A 26,874-nucleotide genomic window follows, 5' to 3' on the forward strand; every position below is an offset into this window, starting at 1 on the left:
TTGTTGTCGGGGCCTTTGCGGAAGGCCCGGCCGATCGGGTGGATCGGGGGGAGGTAGAGGACGTCGAAGCCCATCGCGGCGACGGCGGGCAGGCGCAGCGCGGCGGTGCGGAAGGTGCCGGAGACCGGCGGCTGGTTGCCGTCCGGGTCGATCACCGCACCCTCGGACCGCGGGAAGAACTCGTACCACGACCCGAACAACGCCCGTTGGCGGTCCACCTGGAGCGGCAGGGGGCGGGAGGTACTCACCAGTTCGCGCAGCGGATAGCGGGCCAGCAGTCCGGTGACCTCCGGGGCCAGGGCCGCGGCGAGCCGGCTGAGCGGGGGCAGCCCCGGGTCGCGCAGCGCGTCCACGGCGGCCAGTACGTGGGCTCGGCCCTCCTTCTTCGGCACCCCGGTGGCGGCCCGCTCCAGCAGCGCGGCGCCCTCCTCCAGGACCAGCGCGGTGTCGATCCCGGCGGGCAGCTTGACGGCGGCGACCTTGCGCCAGCTCGCCACCGGGTCGCCCCAGGCCTCCACCAGGTAGGACCAGCGGCCGGGCGCGGTCGGCGTCACGTACGCGCCCCAGCGGTCGGTACCGGGCTCGAGCTCGCGCATCGGAGTCCACGGGCCGCTGCGGCCGCGCGGGTCGCGGAGCACCAGGTTGGCGTTGACCGCCTCGTGGCCCTCACGGAAGACGGTGGCGGTGACCTGGAAGCGTTCGCCGACCGCGGCCTTGGCCGGGCGGCGGCCCGCGTCGATCAGGGGGGAGACGTCCAGGACGGGGATGCGGCCGATCACGGTGTCGCTCTCTGTCGTCTTGCGGGTGGCGGTCTTCGCGGGGGGTTTACGGGTGGCGGCCGTCTTCTGGGGAGCGGCGGCCTTCCGTGGGGCGGCCGTCTTCCGGGCCGCCCGGGGCGCCGGCAGTGGTGCCTCAGGTTCTGACGATGACTCAAGTCCACCGGTGGCCGTGGTCGCTTGGTCCCGCGTGTCGCCGTGCATGCCTGACTCCTGCCCGAGATCGGCGGCGGCTCCCGCCGACCGGTGCCGGGTCGAGGGAGTGCCGGGGGGACTGCATGGGTGAGGAAGGACCGGCGCCCGTCAACCTGCTCGCGTGCGTCCCGGCGCGCGAGCACTCGGGCGCGCTCCCGTAGCGACCCAACCCGAACCGGCAAACGACCGGGGGTGGGGTCAGGGCACGCCTCGGCGGCACACGGAGACCGAATGGACTAAAGGAAGTTGAGAGATCGTCGGCGGAGAGGGATCCGGACGTGGGGCGTGGGGGAAGGCGCCACCCGGATCGCACTTCCCGTCGCACCACCGACCTTTGTCCATCCTGGCACCGGCGGCAAGACCTACGGCACGGTAAGAGGGTGATTTCGGACGGTTGGCGGTAGTGAATCAGACACTGGAAACACACTCGTTCCTGAGTGTTCATGCCCGGTAGGCGTGTGCCCTGACCCGAATGCGCCCCCGCGCGCCCCTGTGCCGCCAAGTGCGCCGATCGCGATCTCATCAATGGTCCAAAAGGGTGGGTAATACGCCAGTTGACGAGCCGTCAGCCATATACCGGGGTCTAGGCTGCACGCCGTGAAGGCAATCCGCAGATTCACCGTGCGCACCGTCCTGCCCGAACAACTCCAGCCGTTGCACGAGCTCGCGCTCAACCTCCGCTGGTCCTGGCATCCCGAGACGAGGGAGCTGTTCCGCTCCGTCGATCCGGAGGTCTGGTCGGCGGTCGGCGAGGACCCGGTCCGACTGCTCGGCGAGGTGCCGGCCGCCCGGCTGGCCGCGCTCGCGGCCGACCGTCGCTTCCTGCGCCGACTGGGTGACCTGGCCGACGACCTGCGCGACTACCTGGCCGGCCCGCGCTGGTACCAGAGCGCGCCGTCGCCCGGCGACGGCGCGGGCCCGCTGCCCGCCGCGATCGCGTACTTCTCCCCGGAGTACGGCATCGCCGCCGCGCTGCCGCAGTACTCCGGCGGGCTCGGCATCCTGGCCGGCGACCACCTGAAGGCCGCCAGCGACCTGGGTGTGCCGCTGGTCGGCGTCGGCCTGTTCTACCGGCACGGCTACTTCCGGCAGTCGCTCTCCCGGGACGGCTGGCAGCAGGAGCGCTACCCGCTGCTGGACCCGGACGAGCTGGCCGTCACCCTGCTCCGCGAGCCGGACGGCACCCCCTGCCGGATCGACCTCGCGCTGCCGGGCGGCCGCACGCTGGCCGCGCAGATCTGGAAGGCCCAGGTCGGCCGCGTCCCGCTGCTGATGCTGGACTCCGACATCGAGCCGAACACGGCCGCCGAGCGCGAGGTGACCGACCGGCTGTACGGCGGCGGCAGCGAGCACCGGCTGCTCCAGGAGATGCTGCTCGGCATCGGCGGCGTCCGGGCGGTCCGGACGTACTGCCGGCTGACCGGCCACCCCGCACCCGAGGTCTTCCACACCAACGAGGGCCACGCCGGGTTCCTCGGCGTGGAGCGGATCAGCGAGCTGGTCGGTGCGGGCCTCGACTTCGCCGCCGCGCTGGAGTCGGTCCGGGCCGGGACGCTGTTCACCACCCACACCCCCGTGCCGGCCGGGATCGACCGGTTCGACCGGGAGCTGGTGACCCGTCACTTCAGCGGGGACGCCGCACTGCCGGGCGTCCCGGTGGACCAGGTGCTCACGCTCGGCGTGGAGAGCTGGCCCGGCGGCGACCCCAAGCTGTTCAACATGGCCGCGATGGGCCTGCGGCTGGCCCAGCGGGCCAACGGGGTCTCGACCCTGCACGGCGAGGTCAGCCGGGGCATGTTCAGCGGCCTCTGGCCGGGATTCGACGCCGCCGAGGTGCCGATCACCTCGATCACCAACGGCGTGCACGCGCCGACCTGGATCGACCCCGCGGTGGTCCGGCTGGCCGCCGGGGTGCTCGGCCTGGAGCAGGCCGAGGCCGCCATGGCGGCCGGCGAGGCCCGCCGCTGGACCGGCCTGGAGCGGATCGGTGACGGCGAGATCTGGGAGCTGCGGCGCGCGCTGCGCAGCCAGCTGGTGGACGAGGCCAGGCAGCGGCTGCGCGCCTCCTGGCGCCAGCGCGGTGCGGGCGACGCCGAGCTGGGCTGGGCCGACACGGCGCTCGACCCGGACGTGCTGACCATCGGCTTCGCCCGCCGGGTGCCCTCGTACAAGCGGCTCACCCTGATGCTCCGTGACCCGGTCCGGCTGCGTTCGCTGTTGCTGCACCCGACCCGTCCGGTGCAGATCGTGGTGGCGGGCAAGGCGCACCCGGCGGACGACGGCGGCAAGCGGCTGATCCAGCAGCTGGTCAGGTTCGCCGACGACCCGGAGATCCGGCACCGGATCGTCTTCCTGCCCGACTACGACATGGCGATGGCCACCCACCTCTACCCGGGGTGCGACGTCTGGCTGAACAACCCGCTCCGCCCGCTGGAGGCCTGTGGCACCTCGGGCATGAAGGCCGCGCTGAACGGCTGTCTCAATCTGTCCGTCCTGGACGGCTGGTGGGACGAGTGGTACGACGGCCGCAACGGCTGGGCGATCCCGACCGCGGACGGGATCTCCTCCACCCTGGACCCGGAGAGCCCGGAGGCCGAGCGGCGGGACGACATCGAGTCGGCCGCGCTCTACGACCTGATCGAGCACCAGGTCGCGGCCAAGTTCTACGACCGGGCCGCCGACGGGCTGCCGCACGGCTGGATCGCGATGGTCCGGCACACCCTGGTCACCCTCGGGCCCAAGGTGCTGGCCGGGCGGATGGTCCGGGAGTACGTCGAGCGGCTGTACGCCCCCGCGGCGCTGGCCCAGCGTGAGCTGGCCGGGGCCGAGTACCTCGGGGCCCGCTCGCTGGCCACCTGGAAGGCCCGGATCAGGGAGGGCTGGCCCGCCGTCAGGGTCGAGCACGTGGAGACCGAGGGCCTGGCCGAGGCGCAGGAGCTGGGCTCGACCCTGACCCTGCGGGTGCAGGTCTCGCTCGGCGGTCTTGAGCCCGGTGACGTGGACGTCCAGGTGGTCTCAGGCCGGGTGGACGAGAGCGACGGCATCTCCGACGCGGTGGCCCTCACCCTCAAGCCGGCCGGCGGCCCGGATCTGGACGGCCGGCACCGCTACGAGGGTTCGCTGGAACTCTGCCGCACCGGTCCGTTCGGCTACACCGTCCGGGTGTTGCCCGCGCACCACCTGCTGGCCTCCCCGGCCGAGCTCGGGCTGGCCGCACTACCTGCGGAGACGCCGGGAATGAACGCGGGGCTGCTGAGGTAGACCCGCCTTTCGAATACTCAGAGCGACCGAATGGCCGCCGAACTGGGGCTGGTGCTACCGCCTGTAACGGGCGCAAGGTTGAAGAGAACCTGCCACCAGAGACCAGGAGGTGAACGGCTCGGCTGGTCGCAGGATCACCGCAGCCGATATGGAAAGGACTTGGGACCATGCGACGATTCCTCACTGCCCTCATAGCAGGAATCTTCGCGGTGCTGTTGGCCGCCTCTGCGGCGGTCGCCGACAGCGCGAGATTTCACTACGCCAACGCCAGTACGACGAGCAGTGGCGCGCTCAAGGTGAACTTCAAGGAGACGGGCCTCGGCACGACCGTCTCCACCGAGACGGTCACCCTCACGGTGACGAACGCGTCTGCCGACTACCAGTGCTGGAACCACGGCGGGAAGCACCCGCAGGCCGGTAACAAGGAGACGGTGTCCACCCAGATCGTGGATCCGAACACCTTCCCGGTGCGGAACGGTCAGGTCACCGCGGCCATCACGGTGGGCCCGGCCGGACCTGGTGACTTCACCTGCCCCGGCGGACAGACCCTGTACCTGATGTCGGCCACGTACTCCGGGATCTCCCTGAGTGGTCAAGCGGGCACCATCGCGGCCACCCCTGACCCGGTCTCGACCGGTCCGATCATGATCAAGGTGAGTGGACGGTAAAACCTCCGCAAGCTGAATGCCCTGCGCAGGTGTGGCCGGATCCGGCTGCACCTGCGCAGTCGTACGTCAGACCAGACTGTCCCGCCAGGCCTGGTGCAGGTCGGCGAAGCGGCCCTGACCGGAGATCAGGTCGGCGGGGGTGCCGTCCTCGACGATCCGGCCCTGGTCCATCACCAGGACCCGGTCGGCGATCTCCACGGTAGACAGCCGGTGCGCGATGATCACGGCCGTCCGTCCGGCCAGCACGGTGCGCATGGCGCGTTGGACGGCCTGCTCGCCGGGGACGTCCAGGGACGAGGTGGCCTCGTCCAGGATCAGCACCGCCGGGTCGGCGAGCAGCGCCCTGGCGAACGCGACCAGTTGGCGCTGCCCGGCCGAGATCCGGCCGCCGCGCTTGCGGACGTCGGTGTCGAAGCCCTCCGGCAGCGCCGCGATGAACTCGTCCGCGCCGATCTCCCGGGCCGCCTGCTCGATCTCGGCGCGGGTGGCGCCGGGGCGGCCGATGCCGATGTTCTCGGCGACCGTGCCGGAGAACAGGAAGGACTCCTGGGTCACCATCACCACCCCGCGCCTGAGCTCGTCGGTGGGCAGCGAGCGGAGGTCCACGCCGTCCAGCCGGACGGCGCCCTCGGTCGGGTCGTAGAACCGGGCGAGCAGCTTGGCCAGGGTGGACTTGCCCGCGCCGGTCGCGCCGACCACGGCGGTGGTCTGCCCGGCGGCCAGCGTCAGGTCGAAGCTGGGCAGCACCACCTTGCCCGTCCGGTAGGCGAACCGGACGCCGTCGAAGGTCACCTCGCGGCCCTTCATCCGGGCAGTGGGCAGCGTGGCCGGTGCGGTGGGCTCGGCCACCGACGGCTCGTGGGCCAGCAGACCGGCGATCTTCTCCAGGGCGGCGGCGGCCGACTGATAGCTGTTCAGGAACATCGCCAGCTGGTCGATCGGGTCGTACAGGCGGCGCAGGTAGAGCACGAAGGCGGTGAGCGCGCCGAGCTCCAGGCTGCCGTCGGTGACCAGCACCGCGCCGAGCACCACCACGGCGGTGATCCAGGTGTTGGCGATCGCCCGGGAGGTGCCGACGTAGCGGGCCATCTCCAGCAGGCTGTCGGCGGTGGCGGCGGCGGACTGCCGGTTGACGGTGCCGAAGGCGGCCTCGTTGGCGGCCTCCCGGCGGAACGCCTGGACCGGGCGGATGCCGTTCATGGTCTCGGTGAAGCGGACGATCACCGAGGCGACCGCCGTCCGGGAGCGCCGGTAGACCTTGAGCGAGCGGCGCCGGAACGACCGGACGCTCAGGTACATCGGCAGGAAGGAGAGCAGTGCGGCCAGGCCGAGCCGCCAGTCCATGAACATCAGCACGATCGAGATGTAGAAGACCGACAGACAGACCGTCAGCAGCTCCTGCAGGCCCTCGGCGAGCAGTTCGCGCAGCGCGTCCACGTCGCTGGTGGCCCGGGAGATGATCCGGCCCGAGGTGTAGCGCTCGTGGAAGTCCAGGCTGAGCCGCTGGGCGTGCCGGAAGATCCGGCCGCGCAGGGTGAGCAGGATGTCCTGGTTGATCCGGCCGCTCAGCCGGATGAAGGCGCGCTGCAGCACGGTGGAGAGTGCGGCGAAGCCGAGGTACGCGGCGACCACCGCGACCAGCGGGCCCGCGTCGTGCTCGCGCAGCGCCGGGATGCCCCGGTCCATCGCGATCGCGATCAGCAGCGGTCCTGACTGCAGGGCGGCCTGCTGGACCAGGATGACCAGCATCGCGCCCACGATCCGGCGGCGGTGCGGGCCGAGCAGCTCGCCGAGCAGGCGTCGGGCGGCACCGGCCGGAACGGGGATGTCCTCGTCCTCGGCGGGATGCGGCAGCTCCTCCTCGACCGGGGCGCTCTGCACGGTGGTGGCGGTCATCGGACCAGGCTCCGTTCGGTGGCGGTCTGACCGGTCATCAGCTCGCGGTAGGCGGCGGAGCTGTGCAGCAGCTCCTGGTGGGTGCCGACGGCGACGATCCGGCCCTCGGCCAGGACAGCTACCCGGTCGGCCAGCAGTACGGTGCTCGGCCGGTGTGCGACCACCAGCGCGGTGGTGTCGGCGAGCACTTGGCGCAGCGCCCGTTCGACCAGCGCCTCGGTGTGCACGTCGAGCGCGGAGAGCGGGTCGTCCAGCACCAGGAACTCCGGGCGGCCGACCACCGCGCGGGCCAGTGCCAGGCGCTGACGCTGGCCGCCGGACAGACTCAGGCCCTGCTCGCCGACCTGGGTACCGGTGCCTTCGGGCAGCTTCTCGACGAAGTCGGCCTGGGCGGTGCTCAGGGCCGTGGCGAGCTCCTGTTCGGTCGCCTCCGGACGGCCCATCAGGACGTTCTCGCGGACCGAGGCGGAGAACAGCGTCGGCTCCTCGAAGGCGATGCTGACCAGCTCGCGCAGCCGGGGCAGCGGGATCGTGCGGAGCTCCCGGCCGTCCAGCGTGATGCTGCCGCCGGTGGTCTCGTACAGCCGGGGGAGCAGCGCGGTCAGCGTGGTCTTGCCGCTGCCGGTGGCACCGACCAGGGCCATCGTCTCGCCGTGCCGGATGTGCAGGTCGATGCCGGTCAGCAGGTCGGGGGTGTCGGCGGGCGCGTCGGGGTAGCGGAACCGGACGCCGGTGAACCGGATGCCCAGGTCTTCGGTGCGCGGGGTCTCGACGCGCGGGCGGTCGCTCGCGGCCGGCGCGTCCTCGGGCTTGTCCTCGGGCTCGTCCATCACTTCGAAGTACCGGTCGGTCGCGGTGGCCGCCTCGTTGGAGTAGGCGAGCAGCCAGCCGAGCGACTCGACCGGCCAGCGCAGCGCCAGAGCGGTGGAGAGGAAGGCGACCAGGGTGCCGGTGGAGAGGTCGCCGTCGGCGACCCGGACCACGCCGACCGCCAGGGCGACGCCGAGCGCGATCTCGGGGAGGCCGACGATCACTGCCCAGAGGTTGGCCAGCATGTCGGCCTTGTGCAGCTCGGTGCCGCGCAGCTCGGCGGTCTGCCGCTTGAACCGCTCGGCCATCGTGCGGTGCCGGCCGAAGGCCTTGAGGATCCGGATGCCGAGCACCGACTCCTCGATCAGGGTGGCCAGGTCGCCGGTCTGGTCCTGGGCGCGCCGGGCGGCCAGCGAGTACCGGTCCTCGAAGTGCCGGGTGAGCAGCACCAGCGGGAGGGCGGGCAGCAGGGTGATCAGGCCGAGCCGCCAGTCCAGCGCGAACATCATCGCCGAACCGGTCAGGAAGACCAGCGAGTTGACGATCAGGAAGACCAGCGGGAAGGCCAGGAAGAGCCGCATGGTGAACATGTCGGAGGTGGCCCGGGAGAGCAGCTGCCCGGACGGCCAGCGGTCGTGGAAGGAGACCGGCAGCCGCTGGAGCTTGGCGTAGAGGTCGCCGCGCATGGTGCTCTCGACCTTGGCCAGCGGACGGGCCACGATCACCCGGCGGATGCCGAACAGACCGGCCTCGGCCAGGCCGAGCAGCAGGAGCAGCCCGGCGAGCGGCCAGAGCGCGCCGAGGTCGTGGTCGGCGATCGGGCCGTCCACGATCGCCCGCAGCACCAGCGGGACCAGCAGCACGCTGCCGGAGGCGAGCAGCGCGGCGGTCACCGATCCGGCGATCCGCCAGCGGGCGGTGCGGGCGTACGGCCACAGGCGCAGCAGTGAGCGCACCGTGGACCGGCGGGGTGGCTTAGGTGCGGAATCTGACGCTATGTCGGGTTTGCTCAACTGCATGTTCTCGGCCATCGCCGACGAGGGTAGGCAGAGCACCTGACATTTCTCATCTGGTTTTACGCCCCTGTCGGTCCCTGTCGGCCCCGGTCGGCGAGAACCGGCCACCCGCTCAGCCGTCGGCGGCCCGCAGCAGTTGCAGGGACCGGCCGGCCAGCGCGACCTGGCCTCCGGTGTCGGGCCCGGGCGCCGCGCGGGCGGTGTCGACCAGGGTCTCGTACCGCTTGGCCCAGGGTTCGCCGGGCAGGGTGAAGGTGACCGGCTGGTGGCCCGCGTTCAGCAGCACCAGGAAGCTGTCGTCGGTCAGCGGGCAGCCGTGCTGGTCGCGCTCCGACATCGCCCGGCCGGAGAGCAGCATGCCGAGCACCGCGGTCGGGGCGAACCAGTCGGCCTCGGTCATCTCCCGCCCCCGGGCGGTGAACCAGGCCAGGTCGCTCTGCCCGCCGGGCACCGCCGCCCGGCCGGAGAAGAACGCCCGCTGGCGGAGCACCGGGTGCGCGCGGCGCAGCTTGACCAGCCGGCCGGTCAGCTCGCACAGGCGGCGCCACTCCGGGTCCTCCAGCAGTGACCAGTCCAGCCAGCTGGTCTCGTTGTCCTGGCAGTAGGCGTTGTTGTTGCCGAGCTGGGTGCGCCCGAGCTCGTCCCCGGCGGTGAGCATCGGCACCCCGGTGGAGAGCAGCAGGGTGGCCATCAGGTTGCGGAGCTGACGCTGCCTCAGCTCGGTCACCGTCCGGTCGTCGGTCTCGCCCTCCACCCCGCAGTTCCAGGACCGGTTGTCGTCGGTGCCGTCCCGGTTCTGCTCGCCGTTGGCCTCGTTGTGCTTGCGGTCGTAGGAGACCAGGTCGCGCAGCGTGAAGCCGTCGTGCGCGGTGACGAAGTTGACCGAGGCGTACGGGCGGCGGCCGCCGCGCTGGTACAGGTCGGAGGAGCCGGAGAGTCGGTAGCCGAGCTCCCGGACGTCCGGGCGGGCGCCGCGCCAGAAGTCCCGCACGGTGTCCCGGTACTTGTCGTTCCACTCGGCCCAGAGCGGCGGGAAGCCGCCCACCTGGTAGCCGCCGGGGCCGACGTCCCAGGGTTCGGCGATCAGCTTCACCCGGCTGAGCAGCGGGTCCTGGGAGACGGCGGCCAGGAAGGGGTGGTGCATCTCGATCCCGTCCGAGCCCCGGGCCAGCGCGGCGGCCAGGTCGAAGCGGAAGCCGTCCACGCCCATCTCGGCCACCCAGTACCTGAGCGAGTCGGTGACCAGCTTGATGGTGTGCGGCTGCCGGGTGTCCAGGGTGTTGCCGCAGCCGGTGTAGTCGGCGTAGCCCCGGCGGCTGCGGTCCAGCCGGTAGTAGCCCGCGTTGTCGATGCCGCGCAGGCTGAGCGAGGGGCCCATGATGCCGCTCTCGGCGGTGTGGTTGTAGACCACGTCGAGGATCACCTCGATCCCGGCCGCGTGCAGCGCCCGGACCATCCGCTTGAACTCGCCGACCTGCTGGCCCCGGCTGCCGGAGGCGGAGTACCCGGCGTGCGGGGCGAAGAAGGCCAGCGTGTTGTAGCCCCAGTGGTTGGTCAGCCCGCGTTCCTGGAGGTGGTCCTCGTCGGCGTACTGGTGCACCGGCAGCAGCTCGACCGCCGTCACCCCGAGGTTCACCAGGTGCTCGATCGCGGCCGGGTGGGCCAACCCGGCGTAGGTGCCGCGCAGTTCGGCCGGGATGCCGGGATGGCGCATGGTGAAACCGCGGACGTGCAGCTCGTACAGCACGGTCTCGGCCCAGGGGGTCTTCGGGCGGTGGTCGTCGTACCAGTCGTCGTCGTCGTGCACCACCACCGCCTTGGGCACGTACGCGGCGGAGTCCCGGTTGTCCCGGACGGTGTCGGCGACCTCGCGCTCCGGCCAGTTCCTGACGGCGGCACAGGTGGCGTCGTGCGCGGTGTAACTCCCGTCCACCGCACGGGCGTAAGGGTCCAGCAGCAGTTTGGCCGGATTCCACCGGGCGCCGGTCCACGGGTCCCAGCGGCCGTGCACCCGGTAGCCGTACCTGGCGCCGGGGCGGACCCCGGGCAGGTAGCCGTGCCAGGTCTGGAAGGTCCGCTCGGTGAGCGGGTGTCTGCTCTCGGTGCCGTCCTCGGCGAACAGACAGAGCTCGACCGCCTCGGCGTCCGGCGCCCAGATCGCGAAGTTGGTGCCGTGGCCGCCACTGTGGTCGGTGCGGTACCTGGCGCCGTGTGGCTGCCAGCTGCCCGGCCAGGGCACGGCCGGGTCGATCGCGCCGTGCTGTGCCTGCTCCTCCTCCGCCGGTCCCTGCCGCTGCCAAGCCGTCATCTGCCGCACCCTCCAGCGCAGGACGTCCCGGGCCCCGCTTAGCTCTTGTTCCCTGATCGGATACCGCTGTCACGTGACGGACCGTGCTGTGACGGACTGTGAATGATTCTGTCCTGTGCTGAGACCTTCTGGCGTCTCCTGCGTGAATTCGCTCCCACGTGTCCGGGCGGGCCCAGGGTCGTTATGCCGGACGGTTGTTGACGACAGCGGTAGGTACGTACGGAGGAACGGGATGCGCTCCCGGGTGGCGGTCGTGGTGCTGGTCGGGCTGTGCCTGCTCAGCGGCTGCGCCAGTGAACGGCAGGGCACACCCAGCTCCGAGGCGGTCGCCGCCCCGAGCCCGGCCGTCTCGAAGGCGGTGATCAGCACGACCCCGGGGGACGGCACCCAGGAGATCCCGGCCGAGAGCCCGGTGAAGGTGACGGTGGCCCAGGGCAGGCTGCTCTCGGTCCGGCTGGCCGACGACAAGGGCGGCGTGGTGACCGGGCGGATCGCCCCGGACGGCAGCTGGGCCCCGGAGGGCCGGCTCACCCTGGCCACCCCGTACACGCTGGACGCGGTGGCCGAGGACGCCGCGGGGCTCAAGGCGGCCCAGCACGTGGCCTTCGCCACGCTGGCCCCCGAGCACACCTTCGCCGCCTTCTTCACCCCGGAGGACGGCTCCACGGTCGGCGTCGGGATGCCGGTCTCGCTCCGGTTCAGCCGGGCGATCACCGACCGGGCCGCGGTCGAGCGGGCCGTCACGGTGACCGCCGACCCGCCGGTGCCGGTGGCCGCGCACTGGTTCGGCAACCGGCGTCTCGACCTGCGGCCTGACAAGTACTGGGCGGCCGGCACCAAGGTCACCCTGACGCTGCGGCTCAAGGACGTCCAGGGCGCCCCCGGCGACTACGGCACCCAGTCCAAGGAGGTGCACTTCACCGTCGGCCGTTCGATGGTCAGCACCGTCGACCTGGACGCACACACCATGACCGTCCGGCAGGACGGCAGGGTGCTGCGCACCCTGCGGATCTCCGGCGGCAGCCCGGAGTTCTCCACCTACCTGGGCACGATGGTGATCTCGGAGAAGTTCTCGGTCACCCGGATGAACTCGCAGACCGTCGGCCTGGGTGACGAGTACGACATCAAGGACGTGCCGCACGCGATGCGGCTGACCAACTCGGGCACCTTCGTGCACGGCAACTACTGGGCCGCCCGCTCGGTCTTCGGCACCGCGAACACCAGCCACGGCTGCCTCGGCCTGGCCGACGAGAAGGGCGGCTCGGACTCCTCCCCGGCGGGCTGGTTCTTCGAGCACTCCGTGGTCGGCGACGTGATCGAGGTGCGCGGGCAGCACGGCGACCAGGTGCCGCCGGAGAACGGCCTGAACGGCTGGAACCTGTCCTGGGCGCAGTGGCAGCGCGGCAGCGCGCTCGGCCTGCACTGACTCCGCACGGACCTCCCCCGGGAGGAACACCAATCTTCGCCGGTTATCCTGCACCTGCCGCGCCGTCCAGCGACTCACCGAGTGGGCGGGCGCACGTAACAACTCGGCACGACCCTCGCCCTTCGTGAAACTGAAACCGGCGCCGGAACGTGTACTGAGCGTGGATACCCGGAGGGGAGCAGACCGAGTGAAGCCGGTACAGGCGGCCGATGCCGCGATAGTCATGACCCAGGGCGCGGCCGAGCGCCGTGCCAGGCGGACCCGGCTGGCCGGGGTCGCGCTCGCGATGGGCGGCGTGCTGCTGGTCACCGCCGGCTGCTCGAGCTCCGGCTCGAAGTCCAGTACGGACGCCAAGGGCCCGGGCGGTGACGGTACGGCCTCCGCGGCCGCCAGCCCGTCCGCGCCGAAGAACTCGGCCGCCGTGCTGACCGTCCTGCCCAAGGACGGCGCCGAGGACGTGAACCCGAACGACGCCCTCAACGTCGCGGTGACCGGCGGTACGCTCACCGCGGTCGAGGTGACCGACAAGAACGGCAAGCCGGTGGCCGGTGTGCTCGCCGCCGACAACCTGAGCTGGAAGCCCAGTGCGCCGCTCACGGTCGGCATGGTCTACAAGGTGAGCGCCCAGGCCAAGGACGCCGACGGCCTGGTGGCCGCCTCGACCAGCAGCTTCACCACGCTCACCCCGGCGAAGACCGCGTCCGCCAACGACAACATCACCGACAACGGCACCTACGGCGTCGGCATGATCGTCTCGGTCAACTTCGGCAAGCCGATCAAGAACAAGGACGCGGTGCTCAAGGGCATCACCTTCGAGGACAGCAACCACACCGTGGTGAAGGGGCACTGGTTCGGCTCCCAGCGGCTGGACTTCCGGCCGGAGAGCTACTGGAAGTCCGGCACCAAGGTCACCATCCACTACCGCCTGAAGAACGTCGAGGTGTCGCCCGGCGTCTACGGCGACGTGGACCGGGACGAGCCGTTCACCATCGGCCGCTCGCAGGTCAGCGTCGCGGACGCGGCCACCCACCAGATGACGGTCACCCGGGACGGTGCGGTGAAGACCATCCCGATCACCGCGGGCGACGACCAGAACCCGTCCTGGAACGGCACCATGGTCATCTCCAGCAAGGAGAAGGTGACCCGGATGAACTCCGCCACCGTCTCCAACATCCAGGGCTCCGAGTACGACATCTCGGACGTCCCGCACGCGATGCGGCTGACCGCCTCCGGCACCTACGTGCACGGCAACTACTGGGGCAGCTCCTTCGGCAAGGCCAACGCCAGCCACGGCTGTGTCTCGATGGCGGACACCAAGGGCGGGGACGACGCCTCGACCGCGGGGAAGTACTTCGCCGACTCGCTGGTGGGCGACGTGGTGAAGATTCAGAACTCCAAGGGCAAGACGGTCTCGGCGGACAACGGCCTGAGCGGCTGGACACTGCCGTGGAGCGCCTGGTAGGCCCCTGCGGGAGCTTCCAGGAGCTGACTCCTGATCAACTGTTCGGCCCGGTTGCCCTTCTGGCGCCCGGGCCGAGCTGTTGTGCGAGCCTCTGTTCGGTCCGCGTTCGGGACGCTCTTGGCATATGCCAACCGAATAGTGATCGTTTGTTCATTGTCCGTACGCGGCCGCTTGCGTTCCGCAATGATTGGCCCATGGCGGGATGGGGCGAAGCAGAGTGGGCATCACTTCCAGGGGCCGGTCCGGCCACTGACGACCCGTCGGAAGGTGGGGTGCTCGCCCTGGAGACTCTGGAACGACTCAGCCCGCAGGAGGTCGAGCGCGAGTGCTTCGGCCGGCTCTGCGAGCAGGTGGCGGCCGAGCAGGAGGTCTTCCTGCCGTCCCGTCCCGAACTCGTCGGCGTGGCCCGGCGGGTGGTGCTCTCGGTGCTCCAGGGCTGGCGGATGCACCAGTTACTCGAAGCGGGCGAACTCCTCACCGGTGAGCTGATGGCCAACGCCGTCCGGCACACCGGCGGCCGCACCGTCGGCCTCCGCCTCACCCGCCGCCCCGGCTGGCTCCGGGTCGAGGTCCGGGACTCCTCCCGTGCGCTGCCCTGTCTGATCGTGGCCGAGCCGGGTAACGAGACCGGGTACGGCATGTTGCTGATCAGCACCATCTCGGAACGTTGGGGCGCGGATCTGCTGCCGCGCGGCAAGGGTGTCTGGTTCGAGCTCAAGGTCCGTGAGCGCACGCCGGTTTGAGGCCGGTGGTCCGTCCGGAAACAGTGCGGGGCCCCCGGTTACCGTGATGCGGTGTGGGGGCCCCTGCAGGTCACCGCGCAAGCCATGGGGGTGCGTGCCACGCGGTGCAGACGGCCGACCCGGGTCGGGGTGGCCGTAGCTCTTGACGCCTCGACTATCGCACGGTCTCAGGATGTGGGCAAAATCGAATGAAAGGTATGTAACTCACTTCACCTTCGCTAGTCGCGCGGCCGTGCATCTCTGCCTTTGATTATCCGGGCGAGGGTGTCGTGTGGCTGATTCGTGATCGTTCTGAGTCTATCGTGTGCGATTGTCACCTGATGTGATGTGCCGATGGCATATCCGTATCCCAACTCCCCTGCGCCCGCCCGTCCTTGGTGGCGACGCCCGGCCGTGCTGGTCCTCGCACTGCTGCTCTTCCCTCCGGTCGCGTTAGTGCTGATCTGGCGCGCACCGTGGGCTCGGCCGAACAGGATCGCCGCCCTGGTGATGGCCGGGTTGTGGACGCTGATCTGGCTGATCATGGTCCTGGTGGACCCGGCGAAGCCGCAGCCCGGCGGCGCTCCGAGCCCGGTGCCGGCGGCCTCCAGCGCCTCGCCGTTGCCGTCGCCTTCACTGTCGCCTTCGGTCTCGCCGACTCCCACGCTTTCCCCCACGCCGACTCCGACTCCGACGGTCGCGCCGACCACGGAGCAGCCTGCCGCTGTGGCGCCGACCACGGAGCCGGCCGCGGTCTACTACGCGAACTGTGACGCCGTCCGGGTGGCCGGCAAGGCTCCGCTGTCGAAGGGTTCCCCCGGCTACCGGGCCGGCCTGGACGCTGACGGCGACGGCACCGCCTGCGAGACCGAACGCGCTCCGGCCACCACTGCCCCTGCCCCTGCCCCGACGCAGCCCGCTCCGGCGAAGAGCACCAGCAGCGGTGGCGGCGCGGCCTACTACCAGAACTGTGACGCCGTCCGGGCTGCGGGCATGGCCCCGTTGTACCGGGGTCAGCCTGGCTACCGGTCCGCGCTGGACCGCGACAACGACGGGGTCGCCTGCGAGTGACACTCGCCGCCGGCCGATTCTCGGTCGACAGTCCGGCCCGTACCGGCCATCATTCCGGATCATGACTCGTACTGATCTGCCGCCCGTCCTCGACGAGCGCACCTCGCTCGCCACCTTCCTCGACTACACCCGCGCCACCGCGCTCGCCAAGTGCGAGAACCTCGCCCAGGAGGATGCCAACAAGGCCCCGTTGCCCGGCTCGCCGCTGATGACGATGGCCGGGCTGATCAGCCATCTGCGCTGGGTCGAGTACTGGTGGTTCGACGTGGTGTTCCTCGGTGGGGAGGACGAGGGGCCGTGGACCGAGGAGGACCCGGACCGCGAGATGCGGATCGCCGTGGACCTGCCGCTGGCCGAACTGCTCGACGATTACCGGCAGTTGACCGACCGCTATCGCGAACTGGTGGCCGCCACCGACCTGGACATCGTCGCGCAGCGCACCGTCCGGGACGGGAAGCAGATCAACCTGCGCTGGATCATCCTGCACCTGATCGAGGAGACCGCCCGGCACAACGGCCACCTCGACCTGCTCCGCGAGCTCGCGGACGGCACCACCGGGTCGTAACGGGCACTACCGGGCGGCGAGTTGGGTAGGTTGGCGACATGCTGATGACGCGTCATGTGCTGCTGCTGAGTGGAAGCCTGCGGGCCGGGTCCTCGAACGAGGCGGTGCTGCGGACCGCTGCCGCGCTGGCCCCCGAGGGCGTGACCACCACGTTCTACGAGGGGCTGGCCGAGCTGCCGCACTTCAACCCGGACCACGACACCGACCCGCTGCCCGCCCCGGTGGCCGAGCTGCGCGCCGCCATCGCGGCGGCCGACGCGCTGCTGATCTCCGCCCCCGAGTACGCGGGCACCCTCCCAGGCTCCTTCAAGAACCTGCTGGACTGGACCGTCGGCGGCGTCGAGATCAGCGACAAGCCCGCCGCCTGGATCACCGCCGCCGCCCCCGGCCGTGGCACCGGCGCCGCCGCTACCCTCGCCTCGGTCCTCGGCTACACCGGCGCGGCCGTGGCCGAAGCCGCCTGCGCCACCATCCCCGTCCCGCACGACGGCCGCGGCGCCGACGGCCTCATCACCGACCCGGCCACCCGCGACCGGATCGCCGAGGTCCTTGGGGCTCTGCTGGCGCCCTGACCTACCGTGAGGGGATCTTCGGCCTGGTCACCGGCACAACGGTCAGAACGTTCTCGAGCCCTCTGAAATCGTCGGGGTTGGTGGTGAAGAGGGGCAGACCCTCGGCGACAGCAATGGCCGCGATCATCAGATCCGCCACCCGTCGCCGGGGCTTGCGCCCGGCACCGATCACTGCTGCACAGATGCGACCGTAGATGCGGGCCGCTTCCGCGTCGAAGGGGATCGGGTCGAACTCGTTCTCGGCCCGTTGGAGGACGTCGAGCCGACTGGCGCGTTCGGCGTATTCGTCGTACTCGTCCTGCTCCTCGTTCCTGCGGACTTCGTGCGGGCCGGCGGACAACTCGGCCAAGGTGATTGCGCTGATGGCCATCTCGGCGGGGAGTTCGGCCGGGTCCACCCACTTGCGCAGAATCATGATGTTGGTGTCGAGCAGCCCCTGTGCGTACTCAGCGGGCATAGGGATCGTCCAGTTCCTGGTCGGCAGTGGCGTCCTGGTCGGTACGGAACGCATCGAGCGAGATGTCCGGTGCACTCCGTGACATGGCCGTGAACTCCTCGCGGGAGACGAAACGCCTGCGTCGGCGCAAGGGGATCAGCTCACCGATCCGGTGCCCGTCGCGCGTGACGGTGAAGGACCGACCCTCCTGCACTGCATCCATGATCTCTTTTGACCTGCTGCGCAGGTCCCGTTGCGTGATCTCTGGCTGGACTGTCACGCCATCAGTGTATGCGCTGTGCTACCACGTGCTACCTGGTAGCACGTGGTAGCTGGACTTCGGCTCGGCAGGCAGTCCGTGCACTCCATGATCCGGATGGGTGCGGGCTGCCGTTCCGAGGTGTCCGCCGAGGTGCGGATGGGTGCGGGCGGCATCTTGGCGATGGGCCGCTTGTGGGCCAACGCGCCTGCGGAGTGGACGGTTTCGGGCAGACCGGCGGTGAGGGCGACCGTGAACTGTGGCCTCGTCACCCCGCACGCCAGCCACTCGGCGGCCAGGCCCTCCAGCGCGGCGCAGTCGGCGGCCGAGAGCATCATCCGCGCATCGGCGAGGCCGAGCGAGGCCAGCGCCTCGTACGCGGCGGACCGGGCCGAGCGGGTCGGCCGGGCGAGTACGGCGGTCGTCGCCCGCCCCTGACGGTTCTGCTCCGGAAGTTGGGGAAGGTCGGGACCGCTGAGTGCGCTCTTCCGGGTGAATGTCCTGCGGCGGTCGGAAGTCCCGTGGCGGGCCTGCGGGTTCATCCGGTGCGCCACCGGCGGGGCGGCCGGCCGCGAGGAAGCGCGTCCACCAGGCGTCGCTACGAGCCGTGCGGGAGAAGTAGGTCCGGTACACCCAGCAGCTGTGGCCGTTACCGGCGTTCTCCCTGACCCTGCGCAGGTGACCGGCGGTGGAGAGGGCATTGAGCGCCGACCGTACGGCCTGTTGGCCGTAGAGCGGCTGCTCGCCGGCCAGGGTCTTGGTGTCGATGGCGGCGCCGTTCGGCAGCCGGTCGATGAAGGCCGCGAGGTACGCCTCGCGTACGGGCAGGTGTGCGAAGTCGCGCTTTCGGCGCGGGTTTTGACCTGGCGCGGAACGCTTTCCGTAGCCCGGTCCGGCCATCGGGTGGGCGTGCGGGTGTGGGGCAGCGTTAAAGTTCTCAGTAGCCACGGGATCGCTTTCGTCGATCGTGCTGGTCAAACCCCCGTCTGGTGTCGCAAGCACCGGCGGGGGTTGTTCGTTGCTGCGCACGCTACACGCTGACAGCACACCGTTGCGGCGTGGTCACGAAAAGTCATATCCCCAGGCATGCGCGGGTGTTGGGAGGGTGGGCGGGTTGTTAACCCACCCATTCCATACACAGGGCGCTCGGCCCCCGCTGCCCGAAATCTGCACCCCGAGCTCCGGCGCTGTACGACGAGCCGTCAGGCGGGGTACTGGACCTGAACAGTCCGAACCGGGAAGGTCTTGGTGAGCTTCTCGGCGCCCTCGATGGGATGTCCTACCCCTACTAGGCTGCGGCCCATGACGATCAGAGCCGTAGTGTTCGATGTTGGTGAGTGCCTTGTGGACGAGACCCGTGAGTACGGGACCTGGGCCGACTGGCTCGGCGTGCCCAGGCATACCTTCGTCGCCCAGTTCGGTGCCGTCATCGCCGAGGGGCGCGACTACCGCGAGACGTTCAAGGTGTTCGAGCCTGGCTTCGACCTCTACGAGCAGCGCGAGGCCCGCGCGGCTGCGGGCAAGCCGGAGTGGTTCGGCGAGGACGACGTCTACCCGGACGTACGTCCCGCGTTCGCCCAGCTCCGCGCTGACGGCCTGTGGCTGGCCATCGCGGGAAACCAGACCGTGCGGGCCGGGGGCCTGCTACGCGAGCTGTTCACCGGCGACGTCGACCTGATCGGCACCTCCGACGACTGGGGTGCGAGCAAGCCGGATCCGCTGTTCTTCGAGCGGGTTGCCGAGGTCACCCCGGCCGCCCTGGACGAGATCCTCTACGTCGGCGACCGCCTCGACAACGACGTGCTGCCTGCACTCGATGCCGGGATGCGCACCGCGCTCATCCGGCGCGGCCCATGGGGCTGGATCCAGCAGCACGACCCGACCGCTCAGAAGTCGACGTTCCGGATCGACTCACTCGCCGAACTGCCCGAGCTGATCGCCAAGTTCAACGCTGCAAGGAGCTGAGCGTCGCGCCCCAGCTGTAGAGCCGGTCGTCCAGGCTCCGCACCTCGGCCGTGTCCTGCCACTGTGCGAGCACCCGGCGGACGTCCCGGAGCCGGTCCATGCCGGTGGCGTACCAAGTCGTCGTGAGCTGGTCGAGCGCCTGCTCGGCCAGCTTGCACGCCGCCAGATAGTCACCGCTCGCTGCTTCGACGGCGGCCAGGTCCGCGAGCACCACGATGCGCTGCTTGCCGTCGGTGGCGGGCAGATCGTCCAGGACTCGACGCAGCGTGGTGCGAGCCTGCGGCAAGTGTCCAGCTGCGAGCTCGGTGTTCCCCTTGAACGCCGCGAGCCGGACCGGGCTGAACCAGGTGAACCAGTCCGGGGAGGCGTTCTCGTTGCCCGCTGCCAGGGTGTTCTCGGCCCGGCGGAGGAGGGTGAGCGCGCCGCGCTGGTCGCCGCATCGGGTGAGGCACTCCGCCTCTACTGCGTCCAGCCAAGCCAGCAGTTCCGCAGAGGCAGGCCCACGACGGGCATAGGTACGCGCGGCCACCATCCGCTCGACCGCCTCATCCCGACAGCCCGCCCAGCCCAGGACAAACGCGGTGTGCGCCAGGATCGCAGCCCCGAGAAGTGAATCACCCGCCTCGCCTGCGGCCTGGAGGGCCCGGAGGTAGGTGCTGTCCGCCTGCTCGGGTTGCCGGAGATCGAAGAACTGGATGCGGCCGGCCAGGAGGTGTGTCTCGGCGAGGGCGGTAGCGAGAACCCGGCGAGCGACGCCGGTGGTCTCGCCCAGGAGCGTGGTGCCCAGTGCGGCGTGCTCCACGACCGCCTGAACTAGGTTCGCCGGGGCGACACTCCAGTACAGGCGGCGATGTGCCTCGGTGACTATGGCGTAATCCGCGCCGATGGTTGGTGGCTGCTGCGGCGACGACTGAGTTGGCCGCGGCAGCGTCGCCCGGAGAGCCGACCCGCCGTGAGATGACGGGACCGCCGTTGGCTGCGGTTGCACTGGCTGGGGCGTCGGGTCCCAGGGCGGCCGAAACCCGAGCTGTTCGACGGGCAAGTGGAGCACCTGGGTGAGGAGTCGCTGGTAGTCATCCTGCGGCCAGGGCGGCGTCTCGGACTCCCAGCGTCGGATCTGACGGGTGCTCACCATGATGTGGACCATGCCCAGTTGGTGAGCGGCAGCGCTGAGGGCGTCGGCGAACGCCTGCTGGGAGCTCAGTCCCGCGGCCTGGCGGGCCGCCTTGAGCGCGACGTTTCCGGAGGGTCGGGCCACGGCGGCCTCCTGGTGAGTCTGACAGTCACTCAACCGTAGCCGCAGAGCGGACAGTTGGGGGCCGTGAGGCTCGAGGATATGTCCGGTCAGTCCGCAAGGAGTCCTCTAAGGGTCCTCGGTTCGGCCTTTAGGACGTCTGCTCTGGGGTCGACGATGAACCCAACACATCAAGTGGCCACCAGACTTACATCGGGGGATCATGACCGAGCGGGTACAGCTCACCCCAGAGCAGGCGGCCGGGAACGCGTGCAGACACTGCGGCTCCCAGGCATCGCCGCTCCACCCTGATCAGACAGTCGAAGTGCCCTACGCCCCCGGCGTGATCCAGCAGATCGTCACCGTGGTCTGCACAGCGGACCTGGAGCTCGGCAAGTGAGCGCCGTACCGCTCCCGCAGTATCACGTTGAGGACCGGTTCGTCGCCGAGCAACTCCCTGCGGACGAGAAGGGCCGGCGTCTCTGGGGCCTGCGCGACGTCGTCACCGGCGAGCTCGTCCAGGCCGGCGGCGAGACCGACCGCTGGGCCGGTCCGGAGATCGCGCGAAGCCACCGCCTCCAGTACTGGTACATCGCCCAGCGGGCGGAGCAGAGCCGTGGCTGACCGCTACGAGGCCCGGCAGCTCCCGCCGGTCGGCAAGGCGCCGGCCCTTTGGGGAGCTTGGGACCGCGAGCGGAGCGACTGGCTGCGGGTGCCCGGACCGGACCGTCGGATCGAGAGGTTCACGTCACTGGAGCGCGCCATCCTCTGGGGTATGAAGCTAGAGGCCGAGGCGAAGAAGATTCTCCGGAGGCCGCTCACGTGAGTCACAGCGTCCAGGGCAGTGAGTCCGGCTCCTACGAGACGTCTCGGTAGCGAGTCCGTCTCGCTAGAGTGGACGTGGTTGGTAGGAGCCCGTGGCGTAGTTGCCAGCCATGGCGCCGTAGGAGGAGCGATGACCGCACAGCCCAATGAACCCTACGGTGCACGTCCTCGAACGCAGGACGAGATCGGGGCGGCCTTGCCGCCCTCACAGCGGATGGCCTTCTACCGTGACATGGGGTCCGCGAGCGAGGAAGAGATCGCCGGGGTCCTCCGTCGCTGGCGGCTGCGGGTCGAGCTCTACAACGATCCCGCCACCGCCCGTGTCCACGCCGCGGTTCAGGAAGGAACGGCTCCAGGCCGGGCTCTGTCGGTTGTCCTGAGGGAGCACGGGCCGCGTTGAGCGACTGGGACGACCCGTACGACGGGGACGAGCAGCACGACCCGATCACTTTGTCGCCGCAGGTTCAGGACGTGTTCGACTACGCGGTGACGCCACCGGACGTGGTCTCGGCGATCGCCGCGTTCCTGGTCGGCCTGCGCGAGACGCTGGAGACCGGAAGGCATCCGGGGCACGCTGAGGCGATTCCCGGACTGGCGGGCGCCTTCTTGGCTCCGTTGGCGCGCGATCTCGGGCTGGTCCAGTACCACGCGACCGAGACGCCCTACGGTCCTGGGTTCTACGTTGCCAGGATCGTGCGGACGGATGACTACCCCGAGAGCTTCTGATCGGCAAGGGACCTGAAATCCCTGGTCAGCGCTTTGCGGACCAGGGATTCGGCAGGGATTCCTAGCACTCGATGACGTTGACCGCGAGGCCGCCGCGGGAGGTCTCCTTGTACTTGACCTTCATGTCGGCGCCGGTCTCCTTCATGGTCTTGATGGCCTTGTCGAGGGAGACGTGGTGGCGGCCGTCGCCGCGCAGGGCCATCCGGGCGGCGGTGACGGCCTTGACGGAGGCCATGCCGTTGCGTTCGATGCAGGGGATCTGGACCAGGCCGCCGACCGGGTCGCAGGTGAGGCCGAGGTTGTGCTCGATGCCGATCTCGGCGGCGTTCTCGACCTGTTCGGGGGTGCCGCCGAGGACCTCGGCGAGGCCGCCGGCGGCCATCGAGCAGGCGGAGCCGACCTCGCCCTGGCAGCCGACCTCGGCGCCGGAGATGGAGGCGTTCTCCTTGAAGAGCATGCCGATCGCACCGGCCGCGAGCAGGAAGCGGACGATGCCGTCCTCGTCGGCGCCGGGGATGAAGTTGGTGAAGTAGTGCAGGACGGCGGGGATGATGCCGGCCGCGCCGTTGGTGGGGGCGGTGACCACCCGCTGGCCGGAGGCGTTCTCCTCGTTGACGGCCATCGCGTAGAGGGTGACCCACTCCATCGCGTTGGCCGGGCCGATGCCCTCGGCGCGCATGGCGCGGGCGCCGGAGGCGGCGCGCCGACGGACCTTCAGGCCGCCCGGCAGGATGCCCTCGCGGCTCATGCCGGCCGCGACGCACTCCTGCATGACCCGCCAGATCTCCAGCAGCCCGGCCCGGATCTCGGCCTCGCTGCGCCAGGCCTTCTCGTTCTCCAGCATCAGGCCTGAGATGGACAGGCCGGTCTCCCGGGTGAGCCGGAGCAGCTGGTCGCCGGTGCGGAAGGGGTAGCGCAGCGCGGTGTCGTCGGGGACCACCCGGTCGGCGCCGATCGCGTCCTCGTCGACCACGAAGCCGCCGCCGACGGAGTAGTAGGTCTTCGAGAGCAGCTCGGTGCCGTCGGCGTCGAAGGCCCACAGCGTCATGCCGTTGGCGTGGTACGGCAGCGAGCGGCGGCGGTGCAGGATCAGCTGGGTGTCGGGGTCGAAGGCGATGTCCTGCACCCCGAGCAGGCTCAGCCGCTTCTCGGCCTTGATCCGGTCCACGTCCACGTCGGCCTGGTCGACGTCGACCGTGCGGGGGGAGTTGCCCTCGAGGCCGAGCAGGACGGCCTTCGGGGTGCCGTGGCCGTGCCCGGTGGCGCCGAGCGAGCCGAACAGCTCGGCGCGGATGCCGGTCGTCTGCGCCAGCAGGCTCTCGGACTTCAGGCGGCGGGCGAACATCCGGGCCGCGCGCATCGGTCCGACGGTGTGCGAGCTGGAGGGGCCGATACCGATGGAGAAGAGGTCGAAAACGCTGAGGGCCACGGGGTGACGTCCTTGTCTGGTCTCGTGGAGTGGAGGGTGGCACTCCGTCGGGTGGACGGACGCGCAACGCCGGGCATGGGACGGGGCACCGCCTCACTGTCCAGTGTGCGCGGTGCCCCGGGTGACCGGGAGGTGTGGCGGGTGTCGCCTGTCACACCTCCCGGCGAAGAACTGCCTACAGCTCGGGGTAGAGCGGGTACTTCACGGCCAGCGCGGTGACCCGGGCCTTCAGCGACTCGGCCTTGGCCTCGTCGAAGGTGGGCAGCAGGGCCTCGGCGATGACGTCGGCGACCTCGCGGAAGTCCTCGGTCCGGAAGCCGCGGGTGGCGAGCGCCGGGGTGCCGATCCGCAGGCCGGAGGTGACCATCGGCGGGCGCGGGTCGTTCGGGACGGCGTTGCGGTTGACCGTGATGCCGACCTCGTGGAGGCGGTCCTCGGCCTGCTGGCCGTCGAGCTGGCTGTTGCGCAGGTCGACCAGGACCAGGTGCACGTCGGTGCCACCGGAGAGGACCGAGACACCGGCCGCGGTCGCGTCGTCCTGGAGCAGGCGCTCGGCGAGCAGCTTCGCGCCCTCCAGGGTGCGCTGCTGACGGTCCTTGAAGTCCTCGGAGGCGGCGATCTTGAAGGAGACGGCCTTGGCCGCGATCACGTGCTCCAGCGGGCCGCCCTGGAATCCGGGGAAGACCGAGGAGTTCAGCTTCTTGGCGAACTCCTGCTTCGCCAGGATGATGCCGCCGCGGGGGCCGCCGAGCGTCTTGTGCGTGGTGGAGGTGACCACGTCCGCGTACTCGACCGGGTTCGGGTGCAGACCGGCGGCGACCAGGCCCGCGAAGTGGGCCATGTCGACCCACAGGTAGGCCTCGACCTCGTCGGCGATCCGGCGGAACTCGGCGAAGTCCAGCTGGCGCGGGTAGGCGGACCAGCCCGCGATGATCACCTTGGGGCGGTGCTCCTTGGCGAGGCGCTCGACCTCGGCCATGTCGACCAGGCCGGCCGAGTCGACGTGGTACGCGACCACGTTGAACTGCTTGCCGGAGAAGTTCAGCCGCATGCCGTGGGTCAGGTGGCCGCCGTGCGCCAGGTCCAGGCCCAGGATGGTGTCACCGGGCTGGGCGATCGCGAAGAGCGCGGCCTGGTTGGCGGAGGCGCCGGAGTGCGGCTGCACGTTGGCGTACTCGGCGCCGAACAGCTCCTTGACCCGGTCGATGGCGATCTGCTCGGCCACGTCGACGTGCTCGCAGCCACCGTAGTAGCGGCGGCCGGGGTAGCCCTCGGCGTACTTGTTGGTGAGGACCGAACCCTGTGCCTCCATCACCGCGACGGGCGCGAAGTTCTCGGAGGCGATCATCTCGAGGGTGGTCTGCTGGCGGTGCAGCTCGGCGTCGACCGCGGCGGCGATCTCGGGGTCGAGCGCGTGCAGGGACTGGTTAAGAACCGTCATGTCAGGGTCTTCCCGTGGGGCGGTGCGGGCAGTGGACCAAGGGAGAGGGCCGGCCGCCGCGCTGCGGCCGGCCCCCCGTCAACCAGTGGTTCAGGCCTTGATGAAGGCGTCGTACTCGGCGGCCGAAAGCAGCTTGTCGGTCGCCTCGACGCGGACCTTGAACAGCCAGGCCTCGCCGAACGGGTCGCTGTTGACCGAGGCCGGGTCGTCGATGACGGCCTGGTTGATCTCGGTGACCTCGCCCGTGACGGGGGAGTACAGGTCGCTGACCGACTTGGTGGACTCGAGCTCGCCACAGGTGTCACCCGCGGTGAGGGCCTGACCCACCTCGGGGAGCTGGACGTAGACGATGTCGCCGAGGGCGTCGGCGGCGTGCTTGGTGATGCCGACCGTCGAGACACCGTCCTCAGCGGCCGTCAGCCACTCGTGCTCCTCGGTGTACTGCAGGTGCGTGGGGTTGCTCATGGCGTCATTCTCCAGGATCGCAAGAGGGTAGGGCGAAGCCGTCCGCTGTGCGGACCGGTCTGAAAGGGGGTCAGGATCAGCGAGCGCGCTTGTAGAACGGCAGCGCAACGACCTCGACCGGCTCGTGCTTGCCGCGCACGTCGACGGCCACCGCGGTGCCGGGGGCGGCGTGCGCCGCGTCCACGTACGCGATGGCGATCGGCTTGCCCAGGGTGGGGGACGGGGCACCCGAGGTGATCCGCCCGATCGGGGTGCCGTCCGTGCTGACCACGTCGTACTCGGCGCGCGGAACGCGCTTGCCCTCGGAGACCAGGCCGACCAGCTTGCGCGGGGGGTTGGCCTCGGCCTGCGCGGCGGCGGCCTCCAGGGCCTTGCGGCCGACGAACTGGCCGTCGTTGGTGGTCTTGTCGAAGCGGACCACCCGGCCCAGACCGGCGTCGAACGGGGTCAGGTCGGTGGAGAGCTCGTGCCCGTAGAGCGGCATGCCGGCCTCCAGGCGGAGGGTGTCGCGGCAGGACAGGCCGGCCGGGACCAGGCCGACCGGGGCGCCGGCCTCGGTCAGCGCGTTCCACAGGTGCTCGGCGTCGGCCGGGGCGCAGAAGACCTCGAAGCCGTCCTCGCCGGTGTAGCCGGTGCGGGCCAGCCAGACCTCGCGGTCCGCGACCGTGGCGGGCAGCAGCGCGTAGTACTTGAGGCCGGGCAGGTCGGCGTCGGTGACCGAGGCCAGGATGCCGTTGGCCTCCGGGCCCTGGACCGCGATCAGCGCGTAGGCGTCCCGGTCGTCCCGGACCACCGCGTCGAAGCCGGCCGCGCGCTCGGTCAGCGCGTCCAGCACCACCTGGGCGTTCGAGGCGTTGGCGACCACCATGTACTCGGTCTCGCCGGTGCGGTAGACGATCAGGTCGTCCAGGATGCCGCCGTCCTCGCGGCAGATCATCGTGTAGCGGGCGCGCAGCACGCCGAGTGCGGAGATGAAGCCGACCAGCGCGTGGTCCAGCAGCTCACCGGCCTGAGGGCCCGTCACGGTGATCTCGCCCATGTGCGAGAGGTCGAAGAGACCCGCCTTGGTACGGACCGCGAGGTGTTCCTCACGCTCGCTGCCGTAGCGGAGCGGCATGTCCCAGCCGGCGAAGTCGGTCATGGTCGCGCCGAGCGAACGGTGCAGCGCGTCGAGCGCGGTGAGGCGAGGGGACATGGTGACTGGACTCCTTGGCAGCAAACGGGCATGCAGGGGTGGAGTCTCCCCGTCTGTCGTCACAACCTGAGAGCTTCACCGCACATCCAAGGATGGCGGCTTGCACCGTGGGTGGGCGCACGGCGCGGCCGTGTCCACTTTCCAGATCTGC

Annotated in this window: 26 protein-coding genes; 14 read left to right on the top strand and 12 right to left on the bottom strand. The window is 70.4% G+C overall.

Annotated elements, in window-relative coordinates; genetic code table 11:
• A partial coding sequence (locus ASC99_RS16075; protein ID WP_157531570.1) for a maltotransferase domain-containing protein occupies nucleotides 1-779 on the bottom strand: 779 nt, incomplete at its 3' end.
• A gap of 789 nt (nucleotides 780-1,568) precedes the next feature.
• Between ASC99_RS16075 and glgP the strand changes: the two genes are divergently transcribed.
• Together glgP and ASC99_RS16085 are read left to right on the top strand one after the other, a co-directional pair.
• Nucleotides 1,569-4,232: an alpha-glucan family phosphorylase gene (gene glgP, locus ASC99_RS16080; protein WP_057232632.1), complete on the top strand. Its 2,664-nt coding sequence runs from the start codon at nucleotides 1,569-1,571 to the stop codon at nucleotides 4,230-4,232.
• Nucleotides 4,233-4,399: 167 nt separating this feature from the next.
• On the top strand, nucleotides 4,400-4,900 hold the full coding sequence (locus tag ASC99_RS16085; protein ID WP_157531571.1) for a hypothetical protein: 501 nt from the start codon (nucleotides 4,400-4,402) through the stop codon (nucleotides 4,898-4,900).
• Nucleotides 4,901-4,966: 66 nt separating this feature from the next.
• Here ASC99_RS16085 and ASC99_RS16090 read toward each other — a convergent pair whose 3' ends face one another.
• The 3 genes from ASC99_RS16090 to glgX all read right to left on the bottom strand — a co-directional run bounded on the left by ASC99_RS16090 (nucleotide 4,967) and on the right by glgX (nucleotide 10,930).
• Nucleotides 4,967-6,796: an ABC transporter ATP-binding protein gene (locus ASC99_RS16090; protein WP_057232637.1), complete on the bottom strand. Its 1,830-nt coding sequence runs from the start codon at nucleotides 6,794-6,796 to the stop codon at nucleotides 4,967-4,969.
• Entirely contained in the window at nucleotides 6,793-8,562 is a 1,770-nt protein-coding gene (locus ASC99_RS16095) for an ABC transporter ATP-binding protein (RefSeq protein WP_235583041.1), read from the bottom strand. Before ASC99_RS16095 ends, ASC99_RS16090 begins: the two co-directional genes overlap by 4 nt.
• 172 nt (nucleotides 8,563-8,734) lie before the next feature.
• Entirely contained in the window at nucleotides 8,735-10,930 is a 2,196-nt protein-coding gene (glgX, locus tag ASC99_RS16100) for a glycogen debranching protein GlgX (RefSeq protein ID WP_157531572.1), read from the bottom strand.
• Between the two features lie 232 nt (nucleotides 10,931-11,162).
• Here glgX and ASC99_RS16105 point away from each other — a divergent pair, with 232 nt between their 5' ends.
• From ASC99_RS16105 to ASC99_RS16130, 6 genes are all read left to right on the top strand, one after another.
• Entirely contained in the window at nucleotides 11,163-12,356 is a 1,194-nt protein-coding gene (locus ASC99_RS16105; protein WP_057232639.1) for an Ig-like domain-containing protein, read from the top strand.
• A gap of 187 nt (nucleotides 12,357-12,543) precedes the next feature.
• Nucleotides 12,544-13,818 (top strand): Ig-like domain-containing protein, encoded by a 1,275-nt coding sequence (locus tag ASC99_RS16110; RefSeq protein WP_235502806.1) that lies wholly within the window; start codon nucleotides 12,544-12,546, stop codon nucleotides 13,816-13,818.
• Nucleotides 13,819-14,090: 272 nt separating this feature from the next.
• On the top strand, nucleotides 14,091-14,561 hold the full coding sequence (locus tag ASC99_RS16115) for an ATP-binding protein (RefSeq protein ID WP_235502805.1): 471 nt from the start codon (nucleotides 14,091-14,093) through the stop codon (nucleotides 14,559-14,561).
• Between the two features lie 333 nt (nucleotides 14,562-14,894).
• Complete coding sequence (locus ASC99_RS16120; RefSeq protein ID WP_082598377.1) at nucleotides 14,895-15,611, top strand: excalibur calcium-binding domain-containing protein; 717 nt, start codon at nucleotides 14,895-14,897, stop codon at nucleotides 15,609-15,611.
• Between the two features lie 61 nt (nucleotides 15,612-15,672).
• Nucleotides 15,673-16,176, top strand: coding sequence for a DinB family protein (locus tag ASC99_RS16125; protein ID WP_057232643.1), 504 nt, complete (start codon nucleotides 15,673-15,675; stop codon nucleotides 16,174-16,176).
• 38 nt (nucleotides 16,177-16,214) lie between these two features.
• The gene (locus tag ASC99_RS16130) at nucleotides 16,215-16,748 is read left to right on the top strand and encodes an NADPH-dependent FMN reductase (protein WP_057232645.1); all 534 of its coding nucleotides are present in this window, start codon (nucleotides 16,215-16,217) and stop codon (nucleotides 16,746-16,748) included.
• A gap of 1 nt (nucleotide 16,749) precedes the next feature.
• Here ASC99_RS16130 and ASC99_RS16135 read toward each other — a convergent pair whose 3' ends face one another.
• From ASC99_RS16135 to ASC99_RS16145, 3 genes are read right to left on the bottom strand one after another with little or no spacing between them, the layout of a single operon-like run.
• Nucleotides 16,750-17,205, bottom strand: a complete 456-nt coding sequence (locus tag ASC99_RS16135; protein WP_057232647.1) for a type II toxin-antitoxin system VapC family toxin — start codon at nucleotides 17,203-17,205, stop codon at nucleotides 16,750-16,752.
• On the bottom strand, nucleotides 17,195-17,464 hold the full coding sequence (locus ASC99_RS16140; RefSeq protein ID WP_057232649.1) for a type II toxin-antitoxin system Phd/YefM family antitoxin: 270 nt from the start codon (nucleotides 17,462-17,464) through the stop codon (nucleotides 17,195-17,197). Before ASC99_RS16140 ends, ASC99_RS16135 begins: the two co-directional genes overlap by 11 nt.
• Nucleotides 17,461-17,985, bottom strand: a complete 525-nt coding sequence (locus ASC99_RS16145; protein ID WP_057232650.1) for a hypothetical protein — start codon at nucleotides 17,983-17,985, stop codon at nucleotides 17,461-17,463. Before ASC99_RS16145 ends, ASC99_RS16140 begins: the two co-directional genes overlap by 4 nt.
• Before the next feature lie 760 nt (nucleotides 17,986-18,745).
• On the opposite strand from ASC99_RS16145, the gene ASC99_RS16150 reads away from it, so the two are divergent.
• Complete coding sequence (locus ASC99_RS16150) at nucleotides 18,746-19,408, top strand: HAD family hydrolase (protein WP_057232652.1); 663 nt, start codon at nucleotides 18,746-18,748, stop codon at nucleotides 19,406-19,408.
• Here ASC99_RS16150 and ASC99_RS16155 read toward each other — a convergent pair.
• Nucleotides 19,389-20,666 (bottom strand): hypothetical protein, encoded by a 1,278-nt coding sequence (locus tag ASC99_RS16155; RefSeq protein ID WP_057232654.1) that lies wholly within the window; start codon nucleotides 20,664-20,666, stop codon nucleotides 19,389-19,391. The genes ASC99_RS16150 and ASC99_RS16155 overlap by 20 nt on opposite strands.
• Before the next feature lie 199 nt (nucleotides 20,667-20,865).
• Between ASC99_RS16155 and ASC99_RS38590 the strand changes: the two genes are divergently transcribed.
• The 5 genes from ASC99_RS38590 (at nucleotide 20,866) to ASC99_RS16175 (ending at nucleotide 22,193) form a co-directional block, all read left to right on the top strand.
• Entirely contained in the window at nucleotides 20,866-21,042 is a 177-nt protein-coding gene (locus ASC99_RS38590) for a hypothetical protein (RefSeq protein WP_157531574.1), read from the top strand.
• Nucleotides 21,039-21,266: a hypothetical protein gene (locus ASC99_RS16160; RefSeq protein ID WP_057232656.1), complete on the top strand. Its 228-nt coding sequence runs from the start codon at nucleotides 21,039-21,041 to the stop codon at nucleotides 21,264-21,266. The genes ASC99_RS38590 and ASC99_RS16160 overlap by 4 nt, the downstream gene beginning before the upstream one ends.
• Nucleotides 21,259-21,468, top strand: a complete 210-nt coding sequence (locus ASC99_RS16165) for a hypothetical protein (RefSeq protein ID WP_057232658.1) — start codon at nucleotides 21,259-21,261, stop codon at nucleotides 21,466-21,468. The genes ASC99_RS16160 and ASC99_RS16165 overlap by 8 nt, the downstream gene beginning before the upstream one ends.
• 129 nt (nucleotides 21,469-21,597) lie before the next feature.
• Nucleotides 21,598-21,867 (top strand): hypothetical protein, encoded by a 270-nt coding sequence (locus ASC99_RS16170; RefSeq protein WP_157531575.1) that lies wholly within the window; start codon nucleotides 21,598-21,600, stop codon nucleotides 21,865-21,867.
• The gene (locus ASC99_RS16175; RefSeq protein WP_057232662.1) at nucleotides 21,864-22,193 is read left to right on the top strand and encodes a hypothetical protein; all 330 of its coding nucleotides are present in this window, start codon (nucleotides 21,864-21,866) and stop codon (nucleotides 22,191-22,193) included. The genes ASC99_RS16170 and ASC99_RS16175 overlap by 4 nt, the downstream gene beginning before the upstream one ends.
• 61 nt (nucleotides 22,194-22,254) lie before the next feature.
• Here the strand turns inward: ASC99_RS16175 and ASC99_RS16180 are convergent, their stop codons facing one another.
• The 4 genes from ASC99_RS16180 to gcvT all read right to left on the bottom strand — a co-directional run bounded on the left by ASC99_RS16180 (nucleotide 22,255) and on the right by gcvT (nucleotide 26,723).
• Nucleotides 22,255-23,622, bottom strand: a complete 1,368-nt coding sequence (locus ASC99_RS16180; protein ID WP_057232664.1) for an L-serine ammonia-lyase — start codon at nucleotides 23,620-23,622, stop codon at nucleotides 22,255-22,257.
• A gap of 175 nt (nucleotides 23,623-23,797) precedes the next feature.
• On the bottom strand, nucleotides 23,798-25,063 hold the full coding sequence (gene glyA / locus ASC99_RS16185) for a serine hydroxymethyltransferase (RefSeq protein ID WP_057232667.1): 1,266 nt from the start codon (nucleotides 25,061-25,063) through the stop codon (nucleotides 23,798-23,800).
• A gap of 90 nt (nucleotides 25,064-25,153) precedes the next feature.
• Entirely contained in the window at nucleotides 25,154-25,528 is a 375-nt protein-coding gene (gene gcvH / locus ASC99_RS16190; RefSeq protein ID WP_057232669.1) for a glycine cleavage system protein GcvH, read from the bottom strand.
• 76 nt (nucleotides 25,529-25,604) lie between these two features.
• On the bottom strand, nucleotides 25,605-26,723 hold the full coding sequence (gene gcvT, locus ASC99_RS16195) for a glycine cleavage system aminomethyltransferase GcvT (protein WP_057232671.1): 1,119 nt from the start codon (nucleotides 26,721-26,723) through the stop codon (nucleotides 25,605-25,607).
• Between the last annotated feature and the right edge of the window lie 151 nt (nucleotides 26,724-26,874).

This window comes from Kitasatospora sp. Root107, assembly GCF_001424875.1.
Classification (GTDB): domain Bacteria; phylum Actinomycetota; class Actinomycetes; order Streptomycetales; family Streptomycetaceae; genus Kitasatospora.

Coding starts and splice junctions, on each gene's coding strand:
- ASC99_RS16085 (WP_157531571.1), top strand. CDS start 4,400: ATGCGACGATTCCTCACTGCCCTCATAGCAGGAATCTTCGCGGTGCTG.
- ASC99_RS16090 (WP_057232637.1), bottom strand. CDS start 6,796: ATGACCGCCACCACCGTGCAGAGCGCCCCGGTCGAGGAGGAGCTGCCG.
- glgX (WP_157531572.1), bottom strand. CDS start 10,930: ATGACGGCTTGGCAGCGGCAGGGACCGGCGGAGGAGGAGCAGGCACAG.
- ASC99_RS16105 (WP_057232639.1), top strand. CDS start 11,163: ATGCGCTCCCGGGTGGCGGTCGTGGTGCTGGTCGGGCTGTGCCTGCTC.
- ASC99_RS16120 (WP_082598377.1), top strand. CDS start 14,895: ATGGCATATCCGTATCCCAACTCCCCTGCGCCCGCCCGTCCTTGGTGG.
- ASC99_RS16125 (WP_057232643.1), top strand. CDS start 15,673: ATGACTCGTACTGATCTGCCGCCCGTCCTCGACGAGCGCACCTCGCTC.
- ASC99_RS16130 (WP_057232645.1), top strand. CDS start 16,215: ATGCTGATGACGCGTCATGTGCTGCTGCTGAGTGGAAGCCTGCGGGCC.
- ASC99_RS16135 (WP_057232647.1), bottom strand. CDS start 17,205: ATGCCCGCTGAGTACGCACAGGGGCTGCTCGACACCAACATCATGATT.
- ASC99_RS16145 (WP_057232650.1), bottom strand. CDS start 17,985: ATGAACCCGCAGGCCCGCCACGGGACTTCCGACCGCCGCAGGACATTC.
- ASC99_RS16150 (WP_057232652.1), top strand. CDS start 18,746: ATGACGATCAGAGCCGTAGTGTTCGATGTTGGTGAGTGCCTTGTGGAC.
- ASC99_RS38590 (WP_157531574.1), top strand. CDS start 20,866: ATGACCGAGCGGGTACAGCTCACCCCAGAGCAGGCGGCCGGGAACGCG.
- ASC99_RS16170 (WP_157531575.1), top strand. CDS start 21,598: ATGACCGCACAGCCCAATGAACCCTACGGTGCACGTCCTCGAACGCAG.
- glyA (WP_057232667.1), bottom strand. CDS start 25,063: ATGACGGTTCTTAACCAGTCCCTGCACGCGCTCGACCCCGAGATCGCC.
- gcvH (WP_057232669.1), bottom strand. CDS start 25,528: ATGAGCAACCCCACGCACCTGCAGTACACCGAGGAGCACGAGTGGCTG.
- gcvT (WP_057232671.1), bottom strand. CDS start 26,723: ATGTCCCCTCGCCTCACCGCGCTCGACGCGCTGCACCGTTCGCTCGGC.